Genomic DNA, 17138 nt, shown 5'->3' with positions numbered 1-17138 from the left:
CATGTCATATGTAACAATGTTAAAATTTCAAGTTGAAAATTCAAAAATATTGAAAAAAAGTAAATATATATTTTTAAATCAAACGAAAAATATTAAAAGAAGTGGTTTTTTTGATGATGATGGATGTTCTTTGAAATTTGATGTTGATTATTTGGATATAACTTTTTTTGAAATCTTTATAGATAATGTGAAAGTTAAAAAAATGGTTAGAACATATCCACAGGAAAAATCAAAAGCAACTTATAGTAATAGTATTTATGTTTTTAAAACCACAGGTGGTGATACTAAACCTGAAACTGAAGAAAAGGAAGTCGAGGATAAACATGATCATTGTAGAAAATTAACAAAGGGCGAAATTTCTTTGTCAAAAATAATATTTAAGGATTCAATTAACTACAATAAGGTTATGGTACATAAGCATGGTCTTCCATTATTTGCAGGTTTGCAAGATGATCAAACGGCTGTTACACCAGATAATAATATATATTTTACGAAAAATAAATTTAAAACAGATTTTAGTCAAGATAAAGATTTTATACAAAGACATTGGATTGTTCATGAAATGGTTCATGTTTGGCAGTATCAGTTAGGATATAATATAATTAGACATGCATTCGACAGAACATATGATTATAATTTAGTAAATACAAATGATATTAGTGAATTTTATATGGAACAACAAGGAGATATTATTGCAGATTATTGTATGCTTTTAGCTGGATATTCAGCTGAAGGTCTAAGGCAACTGCAAATAAGTAAGAAAAAACCTCGTGATTTTTTAGAGCGTTATCAAGATGACATATTAAGAACAGGGAGGTATGATTTACCTGATCATCAAAGGATATTAAGTCGATTTTTAAAAAATCCCAAAAATAAAGATTTATTGCCTAAGGTGTAATATATGAGTTATAAAATTATGCTGATTTCTTTCTTTCTTAATTTTGGTTTAATAGCCTGTGGGAATAAATCTTACAGTGAGGAAGATATTACTCCAGATGATATTTTTTACAAAATGCAGGATAATAAATCATGCTTATATATTGAAAAAAAAATTAATGAAAGTGATGTAGAAATAAGGTCTATATCTATTGCCGAAAAATATTTAGATAAAAAGTTTTTATATCAAAAAATTAGTGAAGGTCAAAGACTAACGGATCAAAGTTGTATTAATTTTAGCAATTCCTTAGATGCTTTAAAGAATAAAATGAAGAAAGGAGAAAATTATTATTTTTCAATTCAAACAAACTATACGAATATTAGTTTTTTTCAATGTTTTGAATTTGATGGTAAAAATTTAGATAGATGTGAGAACAATTAATTTGATCTAATAAAATGAAATCAATATTTATAAGTTACCCCTAAAAATTAAACATGTGTTTATTTCCAAATTCATTTGATAAGGTTGAAATTAATTGTAAAAAAGTAAATTATAGTAATTTGTATTCACAGGGTTATTCAAGTGGTTCTGTTTTTGATAAAATTAATAAAAACAATGAAGCGAAAGATATAGTTACAAATACGTCCGTTTACTTTATCTATAGAAGTGCTTGTAATATAAACAAACCCGCCTAAGCGGGTTTGTTTATTTAAATTAATTACATATTCGGATAATTTGGACCACCCGCACCCTCAGGCGTTACCCAAGTAATGTTTTGTGATGGATCTTTGATATCACAGGTTTTACAGTGCACACAGTTCGCTGCATTGATTTGGAAACGCTTCGAACCATCATCATTTTCCATGATCTCATAGACACCCGCAGGGCAGTAACGCTGAGCAGGCTCATCCCATTTTGGTAAGTTCACATTGACTGGAATCGATGGATCCGTCAGCTTCAAATGCGCAGGCTGATTTTCTTCATGCACCGTATTGGATACAAATACTGAAGACAAACGGTCAAAAGTCAGTTTATTGTCTGGTTTTGGATAGTTTGGCTTGAAGGTTTCAAGATCTTGGGTTTTTAAAGCTTCATGGTCACGTACTAAATCATGAAGTGTGAATGGTACTTTAAAGACATTCTGGTCGATGAAGTTAAATGCACCCCCCATCCATTGACCAAATTTGTGCATGGCCGGGCCAAAGTTACGCGAGTTGTATAACTCTTCTTTCAACCAGCTGTTATTAAATTTATCAGTATAAGCGGTGAGCTCTTTCACAAAGAAATCTTCGCCTTCAGTCACACGAGCAATAGCGATATCACCGCCTTTTTCAATACCTGATGCAATCGCTTCAAATACAGCTTCACCGGCCAACATACCTGACTTCATTGCCGTATGAGAGCCTTTGATTTTGGCAAAGTTTAAGAAACCTGCATCATCACCAATTAAACAACCCCCTGGGAACGTCAGTTTAGGTAAGGAGTTAAAGCCACCTTTGGTGACCGCACGTGCACCATAAGAAAGACGCTTACCACCTTCAAGGAATTGCTTGATCAGAGGATGAGTTTTCCAACGTTGCATTTCCATGAATGGATACATATGTGGGTTGGTATAAGACAAGTCCACAATCATACCCAAAGTGACTTGGTTGTTTTCAGCATGGTACAGCCACCAACCGCCAGAAGAACCTGTTTCACTTAAAGGCCAACCTGCACCGTGCATCACAGTACCCGCTTTATGTTTCGTAGGATCAATTTCCCACAATTCTTTAATCCCAATCCCATAATGCTGTGGATCTGCATCTTGATCTAGGTTGAACTGAGAAATGAGACGTTTACCTAAGTGACCACGACAGCCTTCAGCAAAAATCGTGTACTTGGCATGTAGTTCATAACCTGGGGTAAAGTTGTGCGTCGGTTCGCCATCTTTACCAATGCCCATGTCACCGGTTTGAATGCCTTTCACGGTACCATCTGTATGGTATAGGATTTCTGAAGCTGCAAAACCAGGGAAAATTGAAACTTCTAATTCTTCTGCCTTAGTCCCTAACCAACGAACCACATTACCCAGTGAAATGACATAGTTACCGTCATTGTGCATGGTTTTAGGGACCATCCAATGCGGTGCTTCTTGTGATTTGGTGTCTGAAAGTAAGAAGAAGGTTTTATCTTCAGTCACAGGTACATTTAAAGGTGCACCTTGATCGACCCAATCGGGAAAAAGTTCGTTCATGGCACGTGGTTCAAGCACAGCACCAGACAGAATATGCGCACCGACTTCAGAGCCTTTTTCAACGACACAAACGGACAAATCGTTTAGGTTATTCTCAATTGCAAGTTGACGAATTTTGATCGCAGCAGATAAACCCGCAGGGCCTGCGCCTACAATCACCACGTCAAATTCCATCGATTCACGTTCGATGTGTTCCATAAAGGACTCCTCATACTGTTAAAGGTGGCAACCGTATCCCTTTGTTAATCAGCATAACAAAACTCGGTGCTGCCATGAGTGCTCTTAATTCTTAGATACGAATTAATGATCGAATCTTTAATATATTTTGCGCTAGTATAGTTTTAATCCGTGATCAAGCCAATTGGCTGAGTCGTTATATTTTTCGTCAGCAGGGCATAAACCATGGTAAAACAAAATGATTCTAAAAAAGAAGCAGCAGCTACTGTTGTACCTGATGATAAAAAATTACACAATATCGCACAATATCTAAAAGATGCACAGCCCGGTCACAAAAGGTCAATTCCACCTTTGGAGCAGTGGCATCCAAAGCATTGTGGCACAATGGATTTGTGCATTAAAGCCAATGGAGAATGGTGGCACGAAGGTCAATTGATTAAACGACAACGTATGATTGATCTATTTTCATCGGTACTATGGAAAGAACAAGGTAAATTCTATCTAAAAACCCCTGTCGAACAGATTGAAATAGAAGTGGAAGATGAACCTTTATTGGTGAACCAAGTCGATCAAATTGAATTGAAGGGTGTTTCCTATATTCAAATGACGACCACCAATGAGGATATTGTGATTGTCGATCAAAAACATCCTATTTTCATGCGTGAATACCAAGGCGAGTTAAGGCCTTATATTCATGTCAGATTCGGGATCAACGCACTCATTCAACGTGCGACATTTTTCCATTTGGTTGAGATGGGTGAGCTGTCTGAAAATCAACAAGGTGAATCGGTTTTAGTATTAAAAAGTGGAAATTTTGACTTGCAATTGGGGACTTGAGGTTTAAGCTTTGTTTATCGAATTCAACGCACGAAGACCCAGCTGAGATGTCTGCCATTTTACCGCTTTTGCCTTTATCAAATCCGATGCCTCATGCAGGGCAAGATGCGCCGATTGGTATTTTTGATTCTGGCATAGGTGGCTTATCTGTTGCCTTGGAAATTGCGCGTCATTTACCGAATGAGCGTATCGTTTATTATGCCGACACTGCGCATGTGCCTTATGGATCACGTCAAGATCATGAAATTCGTGAACTCACTGCACAGGCGGTGGAGTGGTTGTACCGCAAAGGTTGTAAAGCAGCCGTCGTGGCATGTAACACGGCCTCAGCATTTAGTTTGGACTATTTGCGTGAGCATTATGGGGCGCATTTTCCCATCGTCGGTTTGGTTCCTGCATTAAAACCAGCCGTTTTGCAGACCCAGTCCAAAGTGGTGGCTGTACTTGCAACACCAGCGACCTTTCGTGGGCAACTCATTAAAGATGTGATTCGACACTTCGCTGAGCCAGTAGGGGTCAACGTACTGGCCGTGACCTGCCTTGAGCTGGTGCCTTTTGTAGAGGCGGGGCTACAAAATAGTCCTGAGTGCAAAGCCACCTTAAAAATGATACTCGATCCAATACTTGCGCAGTCTGCAGATTATTTGGTGCTGGGATGTACGCATTACCCATTTTTAAGGCAAAGCATTGAACAGCTTTACCCAAATCAACTGACCTTGGTGGATTCAGGCTTGGCAGTTGCACGACAAACCTCCCGAATTTTAATCAAACACCAATTATTGTCGAATATAAAATCTTCGCATCCCTGTCAACTTGAATGTGTGGTCAGTGGGCAAAATGCAGAGGAATTAAAACTAATTATCAATCGCTTAATTGATGATGAAATCTCATGGTCAGTTGGAAGTATAGTTGATAATCTACGCTAATTCGTTTAGCAATAAAGTTATAAAAAGGAACGGGTTTAGCCATGCTTGACAAGCGTTACCAAGTTTTCATCACAACTTCTGGTAAGGAGATGCAGCCCGAACGTATGGTTGTATCTCAAACTTTAATCGGTATGGGCTATTTTTCTTGGGGCTTAGAGCAAAGGACGCCTTTAAGTACCGCTTTTGCACGACGCCAAATCGATGATTGTGATTATGTTCTTTTGCTTTTAGGTAGCCAATACGGTGAACAATCTGTTCCTGGTGTCAGTTATATGCACCTCGAATATATCTACGCGGTGACCAAGCAAAAACCGATTATTGTGCTGATGCATGACAACCCTGAGTCTCGTGACCCATCACTTCAAGAAGCTAAACCAGAATTAAGAAATCGTTTTTACGAGTTTAGACAGAAGCTTCAAAAAGAAGTTGAACAAGTGGTGAGCTTTAAAACGCTTCGTGAATTAGAACTGGCTATACGCTCATATATGCCACAAATGTTAGAGCGCTATCCTGTCGTAGGCTGGGTACGTCCGCAAAGCATTCAAAGTTTGCAAGATGAAATTGATCGTCTAAAATCAAAGTTAACCCAAGCCCAGCTGGGACAGGGCAAGCTTGAAGCTGATCCATTCTTGTCACTGCCACGCGTCACACTAAATGATACCTTCAGTTTTGATTACCGAATGCATGCTTATCAAGATGGTAACTTTCAAGAGTTGATGCCTATTCGTGAAATGACTTGGGCTGAGATTCTTAAAATTCTATCTGCTGCATTCGAGCAAGCATTACCAGAAGAATATTTCTCGAAAGTACTCAATCATTATTTAAATGAGACAGCTTTAGTCGATGCGCAAAAGCAAATGCCTCGTGCGCATGCAGTTTCTCGATCACAAATTAATGTACGTTCATTACATACCATTAAACAGCAAATGCGTCAGAATGATTGGATCGTCCCTGTAGGACGAGATGACCGTCAGCGTTTACTGTGGAAATTGACCGATAAGTCTGCAGCCGCCATTCGTAGTACTACACTGTTAGATCGTCATTCTAAAATTATTTAAATAGGCATAATTTAAAACAGCGTTTTACTCAGATTCTGCTAAAGTAATTCAAGTTTAAATATCGAATAATGATGTGGTAAAAATGTCCGAATCCAAACCGAAAGTGACCGTCATTCTTGCAAATCTTGGGACACCGGATGCACCTACGGTTCCGGCAGTTCGTGCTTTTCTAAAACAATTTTTATCTGATCAACGTGTAATCGAGATTCCACCCCTGTTGTGGAAAATTATTCTCCACTGTTTTGTGCTTCCATTTCGCCCGAAATACGTATCTAAGGCCTATGCTGAAGTTTGGAATACAGACTCACCCATGCGTGAGATTTTATTTAAACAAGTCGCTCTAGTCCAAAAAAAATTACAGCCCTATCAATCGGATTTTGATCTGAACATCGTGTCTGCCATGACCTATGGAAATCCTGGCATTACTTCAGTGCTTGAGATGCTGACTCAGAACCCACAAGATCATATCGTGCTCATACCACTGTTTCCCCAGTATTCAGCGACCTCGACTGCGCCTTTATATGATGCTGTTTCAAAATGGATACTGAAACAACGTAATCTGCCTGGTCTAAGCATTCAGCGCGATTATTACCAGCATCCGCAGTTTATTCAAGCGCTTAAACACAGTGTTTTACAATATCAAACGATACATGGGAAACCTGAAAAATTATTAATGTCTTTTCACGGCATTCCACAGCCTTATGCAGACAAAGGTGATCCCTATGCAGATCGTTGTCATGTTACTGCGCAAAAGGTTGCCCAAGCTTTGGGCTTAAATGACGATGAATGGGCAATCAGCTTTCAGTCCAGATTTGGTAAACAAGAGTGGATTAAACCCTATACAGATGTGTTATTAACAGAATGGGGTAAACAGGGGGTTAAATCAGTTCAAGTTTTGAGTCCTGCATTTTCAGCGGACTGTTTGGAAACGCTGGAAGAGTTGGCTGTGGAAAATGCAGAAACCTTCAAGGCTGCTGGCGGTCAAGACTATACTTATATTCCAGCTTTAAATACCGATGAACTGCATATTCAATTGCTCACTCAATTGATTCAAGTCCAACTTGATGCTTTAAAATTTACGCTTCAATCAGCTCAGCACTAAGGTACTCATTATGCTTCAAGTTAAAATTGTTCCGGTTACTGCCTTTGCGCAAAATTGTTCTATTGTTTGGGATAATGAAACGAAAGAAGCGATATTAATCGATGCCGGTGGTGAGCCTGAAAAATTAAAAAAGCACATTGATGAGCTGGGTTTAAAAGTGAAGGCATTGTGGCTGACCCATGGACATTTAGATCATGCGGGTGCTGTGGGTGCATTGGTAAAAGAATGGAATGTACCTGTTATTGGACCACATAAAGAAGATGCTTTCTGGCTCGATATGATTCAAGAGGTATCAGCACGTTATGGTTTTCCGATACCGGAACCTGTCATTGTCAATCAATGGCTAGAAGGTGGTGAGGTGTTAAGTTTAGGAAGTGAGCAGTTTGAGGTTCGCTTTGCACCCGGACATACCCCAGGGCATGTGATGTTCTACAATCAAAATTATGGCTTACTTTGGACAGGGGATGTTCTGTTTAAGGGTTCGATTGGTCGTACCGATTTTCCAAAAGGAAACCACGAGCAGCTTCTTGATTCAATTCGAAGAGAATGTTTTACTTTACCTGATGAAACTCAATTTATCTCCGGACATGGACCGATCAGTACCATTGGTCACGAAAAGCAATTTAATCCTTTTGTGGCTAGTCGAGCAGGCTAAATTTTAGTTCGAATGTTTAATCTGTAAACGGGTTTAACCAGTATTCCCGCATTTCAAGTTGAAACAATAAACCTGCCAGAGCAAATAAAGCAGCAATAATCATGAGTACAAGATCAGTTGAGTAAACACCCCATCCTACAAAATATAGACTCAATAAGAAAAAAACAGTCGTGAGTGAGAAAAGTGCTGTAACTGTATAGGAGAACATAATCATTATTTTTATTTTAATATGATACATATCACACTATCGTAAAATAAATAAACACAAATCACTATTTTTTGGGTTATTTATAACAATTTATAAATTGCTTGGCACACGTTACTAAAATAGATAAACCGTCCAGCGAAAATAGATGATTACTTACGAAAAGGATTTTGTAATTGTTGTTTATTTTCTAGTCCAATCAGTACTGCGCAAATTGCAAATAACACTGCAATACTCAGTAGCATAGCATCAACGTTAGATACGCCTAGTACAATGAAAACAAGGCTTAATCCAATAAAGCTAAAAAAAAGCACATGGAATAAAATATTCATTAACTTTCTCACAATTGATCAGCAGATCAAACAATTATGGTCAATATTCATGATCACATGATGTCATATTTGTAAGACTTCATTGTATTAGATACATTTTTTGTAACTTTATGTGCGAAGAACGACTAATACTGGTCGGGCATCTCATTTTCATGCGGAGAGTCTTCAGTCGGCAAGGTATATTCATCGTTTGCCCAAGCACCTAGGTCAATCAGTTTGCATCGCTCAGAACAAAATGGTCGAAATTCATTATCAGTCCATGTACTTGGAAGACCACATCGTGGACAAGGAAAATTTTTAGACATCGTAGAATCCAATTTTAAGCAAAGAACAAAATAGGCAAACCAATCTAGAGTTGCTAGACTTGTGCCGATTTTCTTAGTTTGATCTGATTATGCCGATTCGTCAATTTCAAGCGCAGCGTATGCACGCTCCTCGTGATTTCAAAAAAATAGCCAATACGCCTGTTTGCATCGAAATTGGGGCTGGAAAAGGGAAACATGCGCTGTTATTTAGTGCTCAAAATCCGAAATCTCAATTGATTGCCATTGAGCGGACGCGTGAAAAGTTTTTGGCGATGCAAAAACAGCATCAAATTGAAGGTCAAACGAATTTAATCCCGGTGCATGCGGATGCACTGCCTTGGGTGGTGCATGCCCTACATCCGCAGCAAGTGGAACAGTTTTTTATTCTTTATCCTAATCCTGAGCCGCACAATCCGGCGCAGCGCTGGCTAAATATGCCTTTTTTTGAGTTTCTCATCTCTAGGCTTCAAATGAATGGCACAGTCATCTTGGCCAGTAATATTCCCTCTTATATTGATGAAGCAGAACAGCAGCTTCTGAATGTTTGGAAGCTGCCTTATAACAAGCAAGTCATTGCTGTTGACTCTGCACGTACCCATTTTGAAGTGAAATATTTAGAGCGCGGTGAGCTGTGTCAGCAATTGGTGATTCGGAAACCTGAGGGTTATATCACGCGTTTTGATGACTTTTTGCCTTTGCAAGGCATTAACGCAGCACCTCAAGTTGAAACAGAACCGCAATATGCAAAATAAAGTTGTACTGAATAAAAGCATGTCGAGTAAAACAATGGCCCGTAAAACAACGCCCCGTGTTGCGATCATTGGGGCAGGGCCTGCAGGTCTAATGGCAGCCGAAGTTTTAAGTGCGCAGCATATTGAAGTACACGTCTTTGAACAAAAGCCGTCAGCTGCGCGTAAATTCTTGATGGCGGGTAAGACGGGACTGAATATTTCACATGCTGAAGATATTGAGACCTTTATTGCCCGTTATGATCAAAGTGCATGGCTTGAACCGTGGATTCGACAGTGGGATGCAGCATGGATCAAAGCATGGATGCAAGATTTAGGCATCGAATCCTATGTAGGCTCGTCTGGCCGCATTTTCCCCATGGAGATGAAAGCCGCACCTTTGCTTCGTGCCTGGTTAAAGCGCTTAGTTGAGCATCAAGTTGAATTTCATTATCGTCATCAAGTGCTGAGTCTTGAGGATAATGCGCTCAAAATTCAAAATCTACGTTCCAATGAGATTGAGTCACTCAATTTTGATGCAATTGTATTGGCATGCGGCGCAGTGTCTTGGTCACAGCTGGGCAGTGATGGTCAGTGGCAACAGTGGTTACAGCCACATTCAATCGAGCCGTTTCAAGCGAGTAATGCTGGGGTTGAGCGCGCTTGGTCTACGTTCATGCAGCCCATGTTTGGTGAGCCACTGAAACGAGTAGAGGCTTGGGTGAAGGGTGAGCCAAAATCATCTGGAGATATTGTCATTAGCCATTATGGGTTGGAAAGTGGACTGATTTATAAACAGGGACGCGCTTTAAGACGCTTGCTGAAACAGCAACAGCCGATGCAACTGTATTTGGACTTATTGCCCGATATCAGTGTAGAACAGCTGACTGAAAAATTAAAATCTGCAAAAAAACAGAGCTTAAGTAATATTTGGCGTAAAGCAGGCTTAGATCAGGTTAAAGCCAGTCTAGTCCGTGAAATGGTAGAAAAAAGTATTTGGAATGACGCTGATACTTTGGCACAGCGCATTAAAAATTTATGTGTAGATTTACAAGGTTTTCGTCCGATAGAAGAGGCGATCAGTTGTGCAGGTGGGATTAAGCAAGAGGCTCTAAATGAAAATTTACGGATAAAATCAAATCCATACGTCTTTTGCTGTGGCGAAATGTTGGACTGGGATGCACCGACAGGCGGCTATTTACTGACTGCATGCTTTGCAACAGGCCGTGCTGCAGCAGAAGGTGTACATCAGTTTTTAATGCAAAAATAATTCCTAAAGTGTATTAAAAATGAACATATTGTTGTGTTAGTCTTATTCAAATTGGTCATGCTAGAACAATAAAATGACACAGCAAAAATACTCAGGACGTTGTTTATGTGGTGCTATTCGCTATGAGATTCATGGTGAGATTGGAGAGATTCTGCATTGCCACTGTCAGCGGTGCCGTAAAGCAAATGGAACAGCTTTTGCCACCAATGCACCTGTGCGAATCAAAGACTTTAAATTCACTCAAGGTGAGCATTTATTAAAAACGTATCAATCCTCTGAAACAACGCAACGATGTTTTTGTCAGGAATGTGGTTCTCCAATCATTGGCATTAAGGCCTCAGCCCCTGAGTTTTATCGTTTAAGGTTAGGTACTTTAGATTCGATGATTACGCAAAAACCAACTCGGCATATATTTGTCGCAGATAAAGCCAGTTGGGAAATGATTTGTGATGGTCTACCGCAACATGATCAGTGGCCTTAAAAGCATTCAATCGAATGCTTTTAAGGCGTGATTTTTACAGTTTAAGGTTTTGAAAATTTGTCAATTATCTAAAGAAAAAGTATCTAAAGAAAAAGATAAATATTTGATCAATTACTTTGCTGTTAAAGCAGTTCCATCAAATTGAATACCACCCCAGCCATTGATCATAAATTGGCGAATATTTTGATGATCTGAAGCTTCTGGCGTATTGAGTACAGAAGTGTAGTGCTCAGCAAACAATGAAAGGGTTTGTTCTTCATCTAAGCCATTGAGTTGTGCAAATGAAAAGACTTTAGCACTGCCTTGGTTTTCAGTCGAAGCATTGATGTGTTGTCCGTTTTTAAAAGCGGTGGGGTGGTGTTCAAAACGCGCTTCAATAAATGCGATTACATCTGCGAATTCTACTTTGCCTGCTTTTAATTGTGCCAATAATTCTTGTGCCATGGGTGATATCCTGTCCTCTAAATTGACTCCATCTTAACCAAAATGATCCTTGATCCAAAACCTCTTTTTACCGGCTGGATCATTTAAATTGACAAACATCAATCAAAAAGATTTAAAGTCTAAATTTCCAATATTCATTTAAATTGAAGTATGTCTATGCAATGGCTTTTCGTGGCATGTGGTGGCGCAATAGGGGCGAGCCTCAGATATGGCATGAGTCTATGGTTTGCTCAGCCTAATCAAGTTTTCCCATGGGTGACGTGGTCGATCAACCTCCTCGGTTGTTTACTGGCGGGAATTTTCTTTGCCTATAGTTTGAAATACCCTGTACTGCAACAGGAAACACGATTATTTTTAATGGTGGGGGTTTTGGGCGGATTTACGACATTTTCAAGTTTTGGACTGGAAGCCTTTCAACTTATTCGCGCTGAGCAACTTGTTTTAGCACTGCTTTATGCTGTTTCAAGTTTGATTGTAGGGGTTTTGGTGTTGATTATTGGTTTTTACATCACACAATATCTACTGAGTCTCAAATAAAAAAGAAGTCTAAGCTGGAGGAGAGCACTTAGACTTCAACTTAAAACACTTAACTTAAACACTGTGATTTTGAAAATCAGTTGAATATTCAAATCCTTTGAATGCTCAACACTACATTAACGTTTAAAGCGCGCAAAACGGTTATTAAAGCTTGCTACCCGTCCTTCATTGCTGGCTTGACGTATTTCACCGGTATAAAACGGATGAGATACGCTTGAGATATCCAAAGTCACGTAAGGATAAACCTTACCCTGATATTCTTTGGTTTGCTTGGACTGCATAGTACTACCAATAATGAAGTATGCATCTGCATTGGTGTCATGGAAAAGCACATCTTGATATTGGGGATGAATGTCAGTACGCATGAAATTCTACCTGTCTATAACTATGAATTGTTATGTTATATTATAACAATTAAGTAAAATCGATGTTAAATTCTTGTAACTGGACTTTTTAGTTCAACCAATCAAAATTTGCCCACCTTTGGCTTCAAGGCCTGAAAGCTTTATTCAAGTCATTCAAGAAAGCGACGGTACCAATTCTTCAAATAAATCATTCAAGTTATCATCGACTTTAAGATGAATCAAATTCCAGTAATGCCCAGAAATAGTACGATTCACCATCAGTGTATCTGGTGAGGGTTTAAAGGTATCCCAATATTTCAGCGATTTTTTCACCAAGATAACGCCGTCATGATGTGCAGAATTTTCAGCAAAATCATACTGTGTGGTGAGTGGGCGAAGTAAAACCTCTAGCCATTTTTGATAAAGTTCGACTGGGAATTTGCCTTGTTCAGCCAAAGCATCCAGTGCCATCAAGTGCTGTTCAATCACTGGAATATCATGCTGACGGCCCGCGCGAACCAGTGACTTAAAGCGTTCAACCAAATCTGTCGATAAGGTTTTGACTCCGCCAAAGTCATAAATGATCACGCTACCATCGGGTCTAAAAGCAAAATTCCCCGGATGTGGATCGCAATGAAAGCGTTTTAGGAAAAACATTTGCTGCCCTAATGCGCGGACCAAACGACGACCCATCGCATTTCGAGTCGCCACATCCCATGTACTAGCGGTTTCTATGCTTTCGCCTTTTTCTAAGCTCAAGGTAAGAACACGGCGACTGGAATAATCTGGAAAAACTTGTGGAATGATAATTTGAGGATCTAAATTTTGATGAAAGGTTCGGAAGACATCCAAATTTTGTGCTTCAATTTCGTAGTTTAATTCTTCATGCAGACTGTCTTGAATTTCTTGAAATAAACGATCTTGGAGTTTTTTATCAACTTTCAGTACGCCCATTAATCGCAGTGCAAGACGAACTTGCTTTAAATCACTTTCACAAGCTTCGTCCACACCCGGATATTGGACTTTAACCACGACCTCCTTGCCATCAGGTAAGGTCGCTTTGTGTACTTGCCCAATCGAGGCTGCTGCAAAAGGCTGTTCCTCAAAATGCTGAAAAATTTGAGCAAGCGGTTTACCGAGTTCTTTTTCAACTTGTTTTTTAATATCAGCAAAGGGCATCGGTGGGGCTTGACGTTGCAGTTTTGCAATCGCTTTGGCCACTTCAGGGGGAAAAATATCTTTATATTGTGAGGCGATCTGACCAACTTTCATCACCGCACCTTTCATTTCGCCTAAGGTGTCCGCAATTTGTAAACCAATGTCTTGGAACATTTTACTGCGTGATTCATTTTTTTGATCTTCATCGGCATTAAAATTGCGAATGGAATTTGAAACGGTTTTAGTCGCAATGCTTGCAGTCATGCCTGCGAGTTTCATAAAGCGGCGACCGGGACTGCTCGCATTTTTCGCCATGAGTTTTGATCCTCAAATTTAATTATCGTTCGATAATTTGATCATAGGCGACAAATGTGAATATGCCTATTTGAAATTGTAAATGAGATTTAAATAAATAGAAAATAGCCTTAAGACTAAATCATTTTTTATGCATTACAAATCAAAAGATATTTCATAATTAATGCAATTTTATGTATAAAAAAGCATCAAATTTAGTGCTAGTTTGATTGCAACTTATATAATTTTGAGCAGCATTCCATGAGTAATTTAAATCAAAGTCATTCCAGTTTTTCTAATAGAGATGCCATTCCACTTTCTGTTTTTAATCAAGAAAAACATGCCAATATTCTTCGAACAGATGAGGAAGCGATTGAAGCCGCAAAACTTTTAGCAATTGAGTTTGCCAAAGAAGCATCATTGAGAGATCAAGAACGCCGCTTGCCCTTAGAGCAAATTCAGCAATATTCACAAAGTGGACTCTGGGCGATTAATGTTCCAAAGGAATATGGTGGACTCCAAGCCAAATATCGTACTTTGGCAGAGGTGGTTAAAACGATTTCCAGTGTAGATCCATCTTTGGGGCAAATTGCACAAAATCACTGGGTCTTTGTCGAGCATATTCGCCTAGATGCCAGTCCTGCTCAGAAAAGTTTTTTCTTTGACTTATTATTGAAAGGCATTCGTTTTGGCAATGCATTTTCAGAAAAGGGCAGTAAAAATGTGGCAGATTTGAAAACTACAATTACGAAGACTGAGCATGGTTATGAACTTAATGGAGAAAAGTTCTTCGCAACAGGTGCTTTACTCGCACATTGGATTCCTACAGTTGCAGTGGATGATGCTGGTTTAGTCTATGCAGGTCTTGTTCCTCGTGATACAGAAGGTCTAACCATCATTAATGATTGGTCTGGCTTTGGACAGCGAACGACAGCGAGCGGTACTGTTCAATTGAATAAAGTGTTGGTACGTGAGGAATATGTTGTTCCGATCTATAAGGCATTTGAGCGACCAACACCAGCAGGTGCTATCTCACAGTTTATTCAAGCAGCCGTCGATGCAGGCATTGCACGAGGTGCAATTCAAGAAACCATCGATTATGTTAAAAATCATGCCCGACCTTGGATTGATTCAGGGATTGAAAAGGCAACAGATGATCCGTACACCATTGCCAGTATTGGTGAGTTAAAAATTAAATTACGTGCGGCAGAAGCAGTTTTGGATTTGGCAGGGGATGCTATTGATACTGCTATTGTTAATACGACAGAAGAACAAGTGGCTGAAGCAACACTCTTGGTAGCCGAAGCCAAAGTATTGACTACTGAGATTGCAATCTTAGCTTCAAATAAGTTATTTGAACTTTCTGGTGCGCGCTCAACCTTACAAGAATTAAATTTAGATCGTCATTGGCGTAATGCGCGTACGCATACTCTACATGATCCTGTACGTTGGAAATTTAATATTGTGGGGAATTATTATTTAAATGGTGTACTTCCACCACGTCATCCGTGGAGCTAATTTTAAGATATTCAAAACGGTTCAAGTCGTAAAAATGATTCAAATCGACAAAGCTATTTAAATCAAAAAACATCGAAATATAAGATTGAGACAATGATTTAGGAAATAAAAATGTCAAATACTCAAATTGATTATTTAGAATTATCAACTTCAGCGAACTATGAATTGGTTGCTGAAAAATATCGTCCAATTTTTGACAAGATCGCTGAGGGTACGCTGCAACGTGAGACAGAGATTATTTTACCGTTTGAGCCGATTCAGTGGCTCAAAAAAGTGGGCTTTGGGGCAGTCCGTATCCCTGTAAAATATGGTGGTGATGGTTTATCTCTACCGCAGTTATTTCAATTACTGACTGAGTTAGCGAAAGCAGATTCCAATGTAATTCAAGCTTTACGTGGACATTTTGCTTTTGTGGAAGATCGTTTAATCGCACATAGAGATCATAATCAACAAGTTTGGTTTAATCGCTTTGTAGCGGGTGATTTGGTAGGAAATGCATGGACGGAAGTCGGTTCGGTCAAAATTGGTGATGTTCTTACGCGGGTGACGCGTGGTGCTCAAGGTCAACTCGAAGTGAATGGATCTAAGTACTATTCTACAGGGAGTATTTTTGCTGATTGGATCGATTTATATGCCTATGATGATGTGAATCAGCGTCCTGTGATTGCTGCGGTGAATCGTCATGATCGTGGTGTAAGTGTGCTTGACGACTGGGATGGTTTCGGACAGAAAACCACGGGGAGTGGAACGCTTACATTAAATAAAGTACCTGTGGAAGAATCTCATTTAATTGCATTTGAGGATCGTTTCAAGTATCAAACGGCATATTATCAACAGTTTCATTTAGCGACTTTAACGGGGATTGCACAGTCGGCTGTTGAGTCATTTAGCCATGAAGTGCGTGAACGTAAGCGTATTTTTAGTCATGGAAATGCAGATTTAGCACGTCATGATTCACAGGTATTGCAAGTCATTGGTCAAGCCTCTGCACAAGCCTATGCGAGTGAAGCCATTACGCAAAAAGTTGCAGCCAGTTTACAACAAGCTTATTTAAGTCACTTTGAATCTACAGAGGTTTTAGAGCATCAGGCGAATGTCGCTGCTGAACTGGAATCTGCGCAAGGACAAGTGGTGGTGTCTAAGCTGGTTTTGGATTTGACCAGTAATTTGTTTAATGCGTTAAGTGCTTCAGCAAGTAGTCGTGCAAAACAGCTTGATCGCTTCTGGCGTAATGCGCGAACAGTGTCTTCACATAATCCAATTATTTATAAAGAAAAAGCGATTGGTGACTGGGAGGTGAATGGTGCTGACTTACCCTTTGTTTGGCAGATCGGAGCCAGTCCTGTTGCAGATACTACGAATCATGTTTCTACAAAATCTGCTTAAAAGCTAAAATTGCATAAAGCTAGAATTGTGTGAAAACTAACTCTGCTTAGAAACCATCCATAAAAAACCAATTGATGAAAGTCGGTTTTTTATGGATTTATTTCATCATTTATTTATTACATCTCTTTCAAAAATCAAAAAATGATTATTCATCGGTATGTACACCTGTGCTGAAATTTCCTTTTACCTCTAGGATTGAGAGTTTTTTTGCATAAAAAACTTCTTCTAAAGAGATGGCATTTTGAGTCGTTATTTAAACCGCTCTTTTTAT

The 17138-nt window shown here is 39.2% G+C and carries 19 protein-coding genes; 13 read left to right on the top strand and 6 right to left on the bottom strand.

Annotation, left to right across the window (positions count from 1 at the left end; genetic code table 11):
- Window position 1 precedes the first annotated feature (1 nt).
- Window positions 2-898 (top strand): hypothetical protein, encoded by an 897-nt coding sequence (locus tag AMD27_RS14400; RefSeq protein WP_067661774.1) that lies wholly within the window; start codon window positions 2-4, stop codon window positions 896-898.
- Window positions 899-901: 3 nt separating this feature from the next.
- Window positions 902-1318 (top strand): hypothetical protein, encoded by a 417-nt coding sequence (locus AMD27_RS14395; RefSeq protein ID WP_067661772.1) that lies wholly within the window; start codon window positions 902-904, stop codon window positions 1316-1318.
- 277 nt (window positions 1319-1595) lie between these two features.
- Here AMD27_RS14395 and AMD27_RS14390 read toward each other — a convergent pair whose 3' ends face one another.
- Window positions 1596-3308, bottom strand: a complete 1713-nt coding sequence (locus AMD27_RS14390; protein WP_067661770.1) for an electron transfer flavoprotein-ubiquinone oxidoreductase — start codon at window positions 3306-3308, stop codon at window positions 1596-1598.
- 204 nt (window positions 3309-3512) lie between these two features.
- On the opposite strand from AMD27_RS14390, the gene AMD27_RS14385 reads away from it, so the two are divergent.
- The 5 genes from AMD27_RS14385 (at window position 3513) to AMD27_RS14365 (ending at window position 7865) form a co-directional block, all read left to right on the top strand.
- Window positions 3513-4124, top strand: coding sequence for a DUF1285 domain-containing protein (locus AMD27_RS14385; RefSeq protein WP_067661768.1), 612 nt, complete (start codon window positions 3513-3515; stop codon window positions 4122-4124).
- Between the two features lie 47 nt (window positions 4125-4171).
- On the top strand, window positions 4172-5050 hold the full coding sequence (gene murI / locus AMD27_RS14380) for a glutamate racemase (RefSeq protein ID WP_067661766.1): 879 nt from the start codon (window positions 4172-4174) through the stop codon (window positions 5048-5050).
- 41 nt (window positions 5051-5091) lie between these two features.
- Entirely contained in the window at window positions 5092-6108 is a 1017-nt protein-coding gene (locus tag AMD27_RS14375) for a DUF4062 domain-containing protein (protein WP_067661764.1), read from the top strand.
- Between the two features lie 82 nt (window positions 6109-6190).
- Window positions 6191-7210 carry a ferrochelatase gene (gene hemH, locus AMD27_RS14370; protein ID WP_067661762.1) on the top strand — a complete coding sequence of 340 codons (1020 nt, stop codon included), beginning with the start codon at window positions 6191-6193 and terminating at the stop codon, window positions 7208-7210.
- 10 nt (window positions 7211-7220) lie between these two features.
- A complete protein-coding gene (locus AMD27_RS14365; RefSeq protein WP_067661760.1) occupies window positions 7221-7865 on the top strand; it encodes an MBL fold metallo-hydrolase in 645 nt (214 codons plus the stop codon).
- A 357-nt stretch (window positions 7866-8222) separates the two neighbouring features.
- On the opposite strand, the gene AMD27_RS14355 is transcribed toward AMD27_RS14365, so the two are convergent.
- Both AMD27_RS14355 and AMD27_RS14350 read right to left on the bottom strand, forming a co-directional pair.
- Window positions 8223-8402, bottom strand: a complete 180-nt coding sequence (locus tag AMD27_RS14355; RefSeq protein WP_067661756.1) for a hypothetical protein — start codon at window positions 8400-8402, stop codon at window positions 8223-8225.
- Window positions 8403-8527: 125 nt separating this feature from the next.
- Window positions 8528-8707, bottom strand: coding sequence for a DNA gyrase inhibitor YacG (locus AMD27_RS14350; protein WP_067661754.1), 180 nt, complete (start codon window positions 8705-8707; stop codon window positions 8528-8530).
- Window positions 8708-8790: 83 nt separating this feature from the next.
- Here AMD27_RS14350 and AMD27_RS14345 point away from each other — a divergent pair, with 83 nt between their 5' ends.
- The 3 genes from AMD27_RS14345 to AMD27_RS14335 all read left to right on the top strand — a co-directional run bounded on the left by AMD27_RS14345 (window position 8791) and on the right by AMD27_RS14335 (window position 11186).
- Window positions 8791-9459 (top strand): SAM-dependent methyltransferase, encoded by a 669-nt coding sequence (locus tag AMD27_RS14345; RefSeq protein ID WP_171254867.1) that lies wholly within the window; start codon window positions 8791-8793, stop codon window positions 9457-9459.
- Between the two features lie 34 nt (window positions 9460-9493).
- A complete protein-coding gene (locus AMD27_RS14340; RefSeq protein ID WP_067663050.1) occupies window positions 9494-10705 on the top strand; it encodes a TIGR03862 family flavoprotein in 1212 nt (403 codons plus the stop codon).
- A 73-nt stretch (window positions 10706-10778) separates the two neighbouring features.
- A complete protein-coding gene (locus AMD27_RS14335) occupies window positions 10779-11186 on the top strand; it encodes a GFA family protein (protein WP_067661749.1) in 408 nt (135 codons plus the stop codon).
- A 111-nt stretch (window positions 11187-11297) separates the two neighbouring features.
- Here the strand turns inward: AMD27_RS14335 and AMD27_RS14330 are convergent, their stop codons facing one another.
- Window positions 11298-11630, bottom strand: coding sequence for a HopJ type III effector protein (locus tag AMD27_RS14330; RefSeq protein ID WP_067661747.1), 333 nt, complete (start codon window positions 11628-11630; stop codon window positions 11298-11300).
- Window positions 11631-11786: 156 nt separating this feature from the next.
- On the opposite strand from AMD27_RS14330, the gene crcB reads away from it, so the two are divergent.
- A complete protein-coding gene (gene crcB / locus AMD27_RS14325) occupies window positions 11787-12167 on the top strand; it encodes a fluoride efflux transporter CrcB (RefSeq protein ID WP_067661745.1) in 381 nt (126 codons plus the stop codon).
- A gap of 116 nt (window positions 12168-12283) precedes the next feature.
- Here crcB and AMD27_RS14320 read toward each other — a convergent pair whose 3' ends face one another.
- Both AMD27_RS14320 and AMD27_RS14315 read right to left on the bottom strand, forming a co-directional pair.
- The gene (locus tag AMD27_RS14320; RefSeq protein ID WP_067661744.1) at window positions 12284-12532 is read right to left on the bottom strand and encodes a type B 50S ribosomal protein L31; all 249 of its coding nucleotides are present in this window, start codon (window positions 12530-12532) and stop codon (window positions 12284-12286) included.
- Between the two features lie 153 nt (window positions 12533-12685).
- On the bottom strand, window positions 12686-13984 hold the full coding sequence (locus AMD27_RS14315; protein ID WP_067661742.1) for an ABC1 kinase family protein: 1299 nt from the start codon (window positions 13982-13984) through the stop codon (window positions 12686-12688).
- Between the two features lie 240 nt (window positions 13985-14224).
- Here AMD27_RS14315 and AMD27_RS14310 point away from each other — a divergent pair, with 240 nt between their 5' ends.
- On the top strand, window positions 14225-15481 hold the full coding sequence (locus tag AMD27_RS14310; protein WP_067661740.1) for an SfnB family sulfur acquisition oxidoreductase: 1257 nt from the start codon (window positions 14225-14227) through the stop codon (window positions 15479-15481).
- Window positions 15482-15592: 111 nt separating this feature from the next.
- Entirely contained in the window at window positions 15593-16867 is a 1275-nt protein-coding gene (locus AMD27_RS14305; protein WP_067661738.1) for an acyl-CoA dehydrogenase family protein, read from the top strand.
- Window positions 16868-17138 lie beyond the last annotated feature (271 nt).

Source organism: Acinetobacter sp. TGL-Y2 (genome assembly GCF_001612555.1).
In the GTDB taxonomy this organism is placed as follows: domain Bacteria; phylum Pseudomonadota; class Gammaproteobacteria; order Pseudomonadales; family Moraxellaceae; genus Acinetobacter.
The sequence above is the reverse complement of the archived record's forward strand: the minus strand, read 5'-3'. Positions and strand labels throughout refer to the sequence as shown.

What these genes read in the sequence shown, in the direction of transcription:
- AMD27_RS14400 (WP_067661774.1), top strand. Translation starts at nt 2, where the DNA reads ATGTCATATGTAACAATGTTAAAATTTCAAGTTGAAAATTCAAAAATA.
- AMD27_RS14395 (WP_067661772.1), top strand. Translation starts at nt 902, where the DNA reads ATGAGTTATAAAATTATGCTGATTTCTTTCTTTCTTAATTTTGGTTTA.
- AMD27_RS14390 (WP_067661770.1), bottom strand. Translation starts at nt 3,308, where the DNA reads ATGGAACACATCGAACGTGAATCGATGGAATTTGACGTGGTGATTGTA.
- AMD27_RS14385 (WP_067661768.1), top strand. Translation starts at nt 3,513, where the DNA reads ATGGTAAAACAAAATGATTCTAAAAAAGAAGCAGCAGCTACTGTTGTA.
- murI (WP_067661766.1), top strand. Translation starts at nt 4,172, where the DNA reads ATGTCTGCCATTTTACCGCTTTTGCCTTTATCAAATCCGATGCCTCAT.
- AMD27_RS14375 (WP_067661764.1), top strand. Translation starts at nt 5,092, where the DNA reads ATGCTTGACAAGCGTTACCAAGTTTTCATCACAACTTCTGGTAAGGAG.
- hemH (WP_067661762.1), top strand. Translation starts at nt 6,191, where the DNA reads ATGTCCGAATCCAAACCGAAAGTGACCGTCATTCTTGCAAATCTTGGG.
- AMD27_RS14365 (WP_067661760.1), top strand. Translation starts at nt 7,221, where the DNA reads ATGCTTCAAGTTAAAATTGTTCCGGTTACTGCCTTTGCGCAAAATTGT.
- AMD27_RS14355 (WP_067661756.1), bottom strand. Translation starts at nt 8,402, where the DNA reads ATGAATATTTTATTCCATGTGCTTTTTTTTAGCTTTATTGGATTAAGC.
- AMD27_RS14350 (WP_067661754.1), bottom strand. Translation starts at nt 8,707, where the DNA reads ATGTCTAAAAATTTTCCTTGTCCACGATGTGGTCTTCCAAGTACATGG.
- AMD27_RS14340 (WP_067663050.1), top strand. Translation starts at nt 9,494, where the DNA reads ATGGCCCGTAAAACAACGCCCCGTGTTGCGATCATTGGGGCAGGGCCT.
- AMD27_RS14335 (WP_067661749.1), top strand. Translation starts at nt 10,779, where the DNA reads ATGACACAGCAAAAATACTCAGGACGTTGTTTATGTGGTGCTATTCGC.
- AMD27_RS14330 (WP_067661747.1), bottom strand. Translation starts at nt 11,630, where the DNA reads ATGGCACAAGAATTATTGGCACAATTAAAAGCAGGCAAAGTAGAATTC.
- crcB (WP_067661745.1), top strand. Translation starts at nt 11,787, where the DNA reads ATGCAATGGCTTTTCGTGGCATGTGGTGGCGCAATAGGGGCGAGCCTC.
- AMD27_RS14320 (WP_067661744.1), bottom strand. Translation starts at nt 12,532, where the DNA reads ATGCGTACTGACATTCATCCCCAATATCAAGATGTGCTTTTCCATGAC.
- AMD27_RS14315 (WP_067661742.1), bottom strand. Translation starts at nt 13,984, where the DNA reads ATGGCGAAAAATGCGAGCAGTCCCGGTCGCCGCTTTATGAAACTCGCA.
- AMD27_RS14310 (WP_067661740.1), top strand. Translation starts at nt 14,225, where the DNA reads ATGAGTAATTTAAATCAAAGTCATTCCAGTTTTTCTAATAGAGATGCC.
- AMD27_RS14305 (WP_067661738.1), top strand. Translation starts at nt 15,593, where the DNA reads ATGTCAAATACTCAAATTGATTATTTAGAATTATCAACTTCAGCGAAC.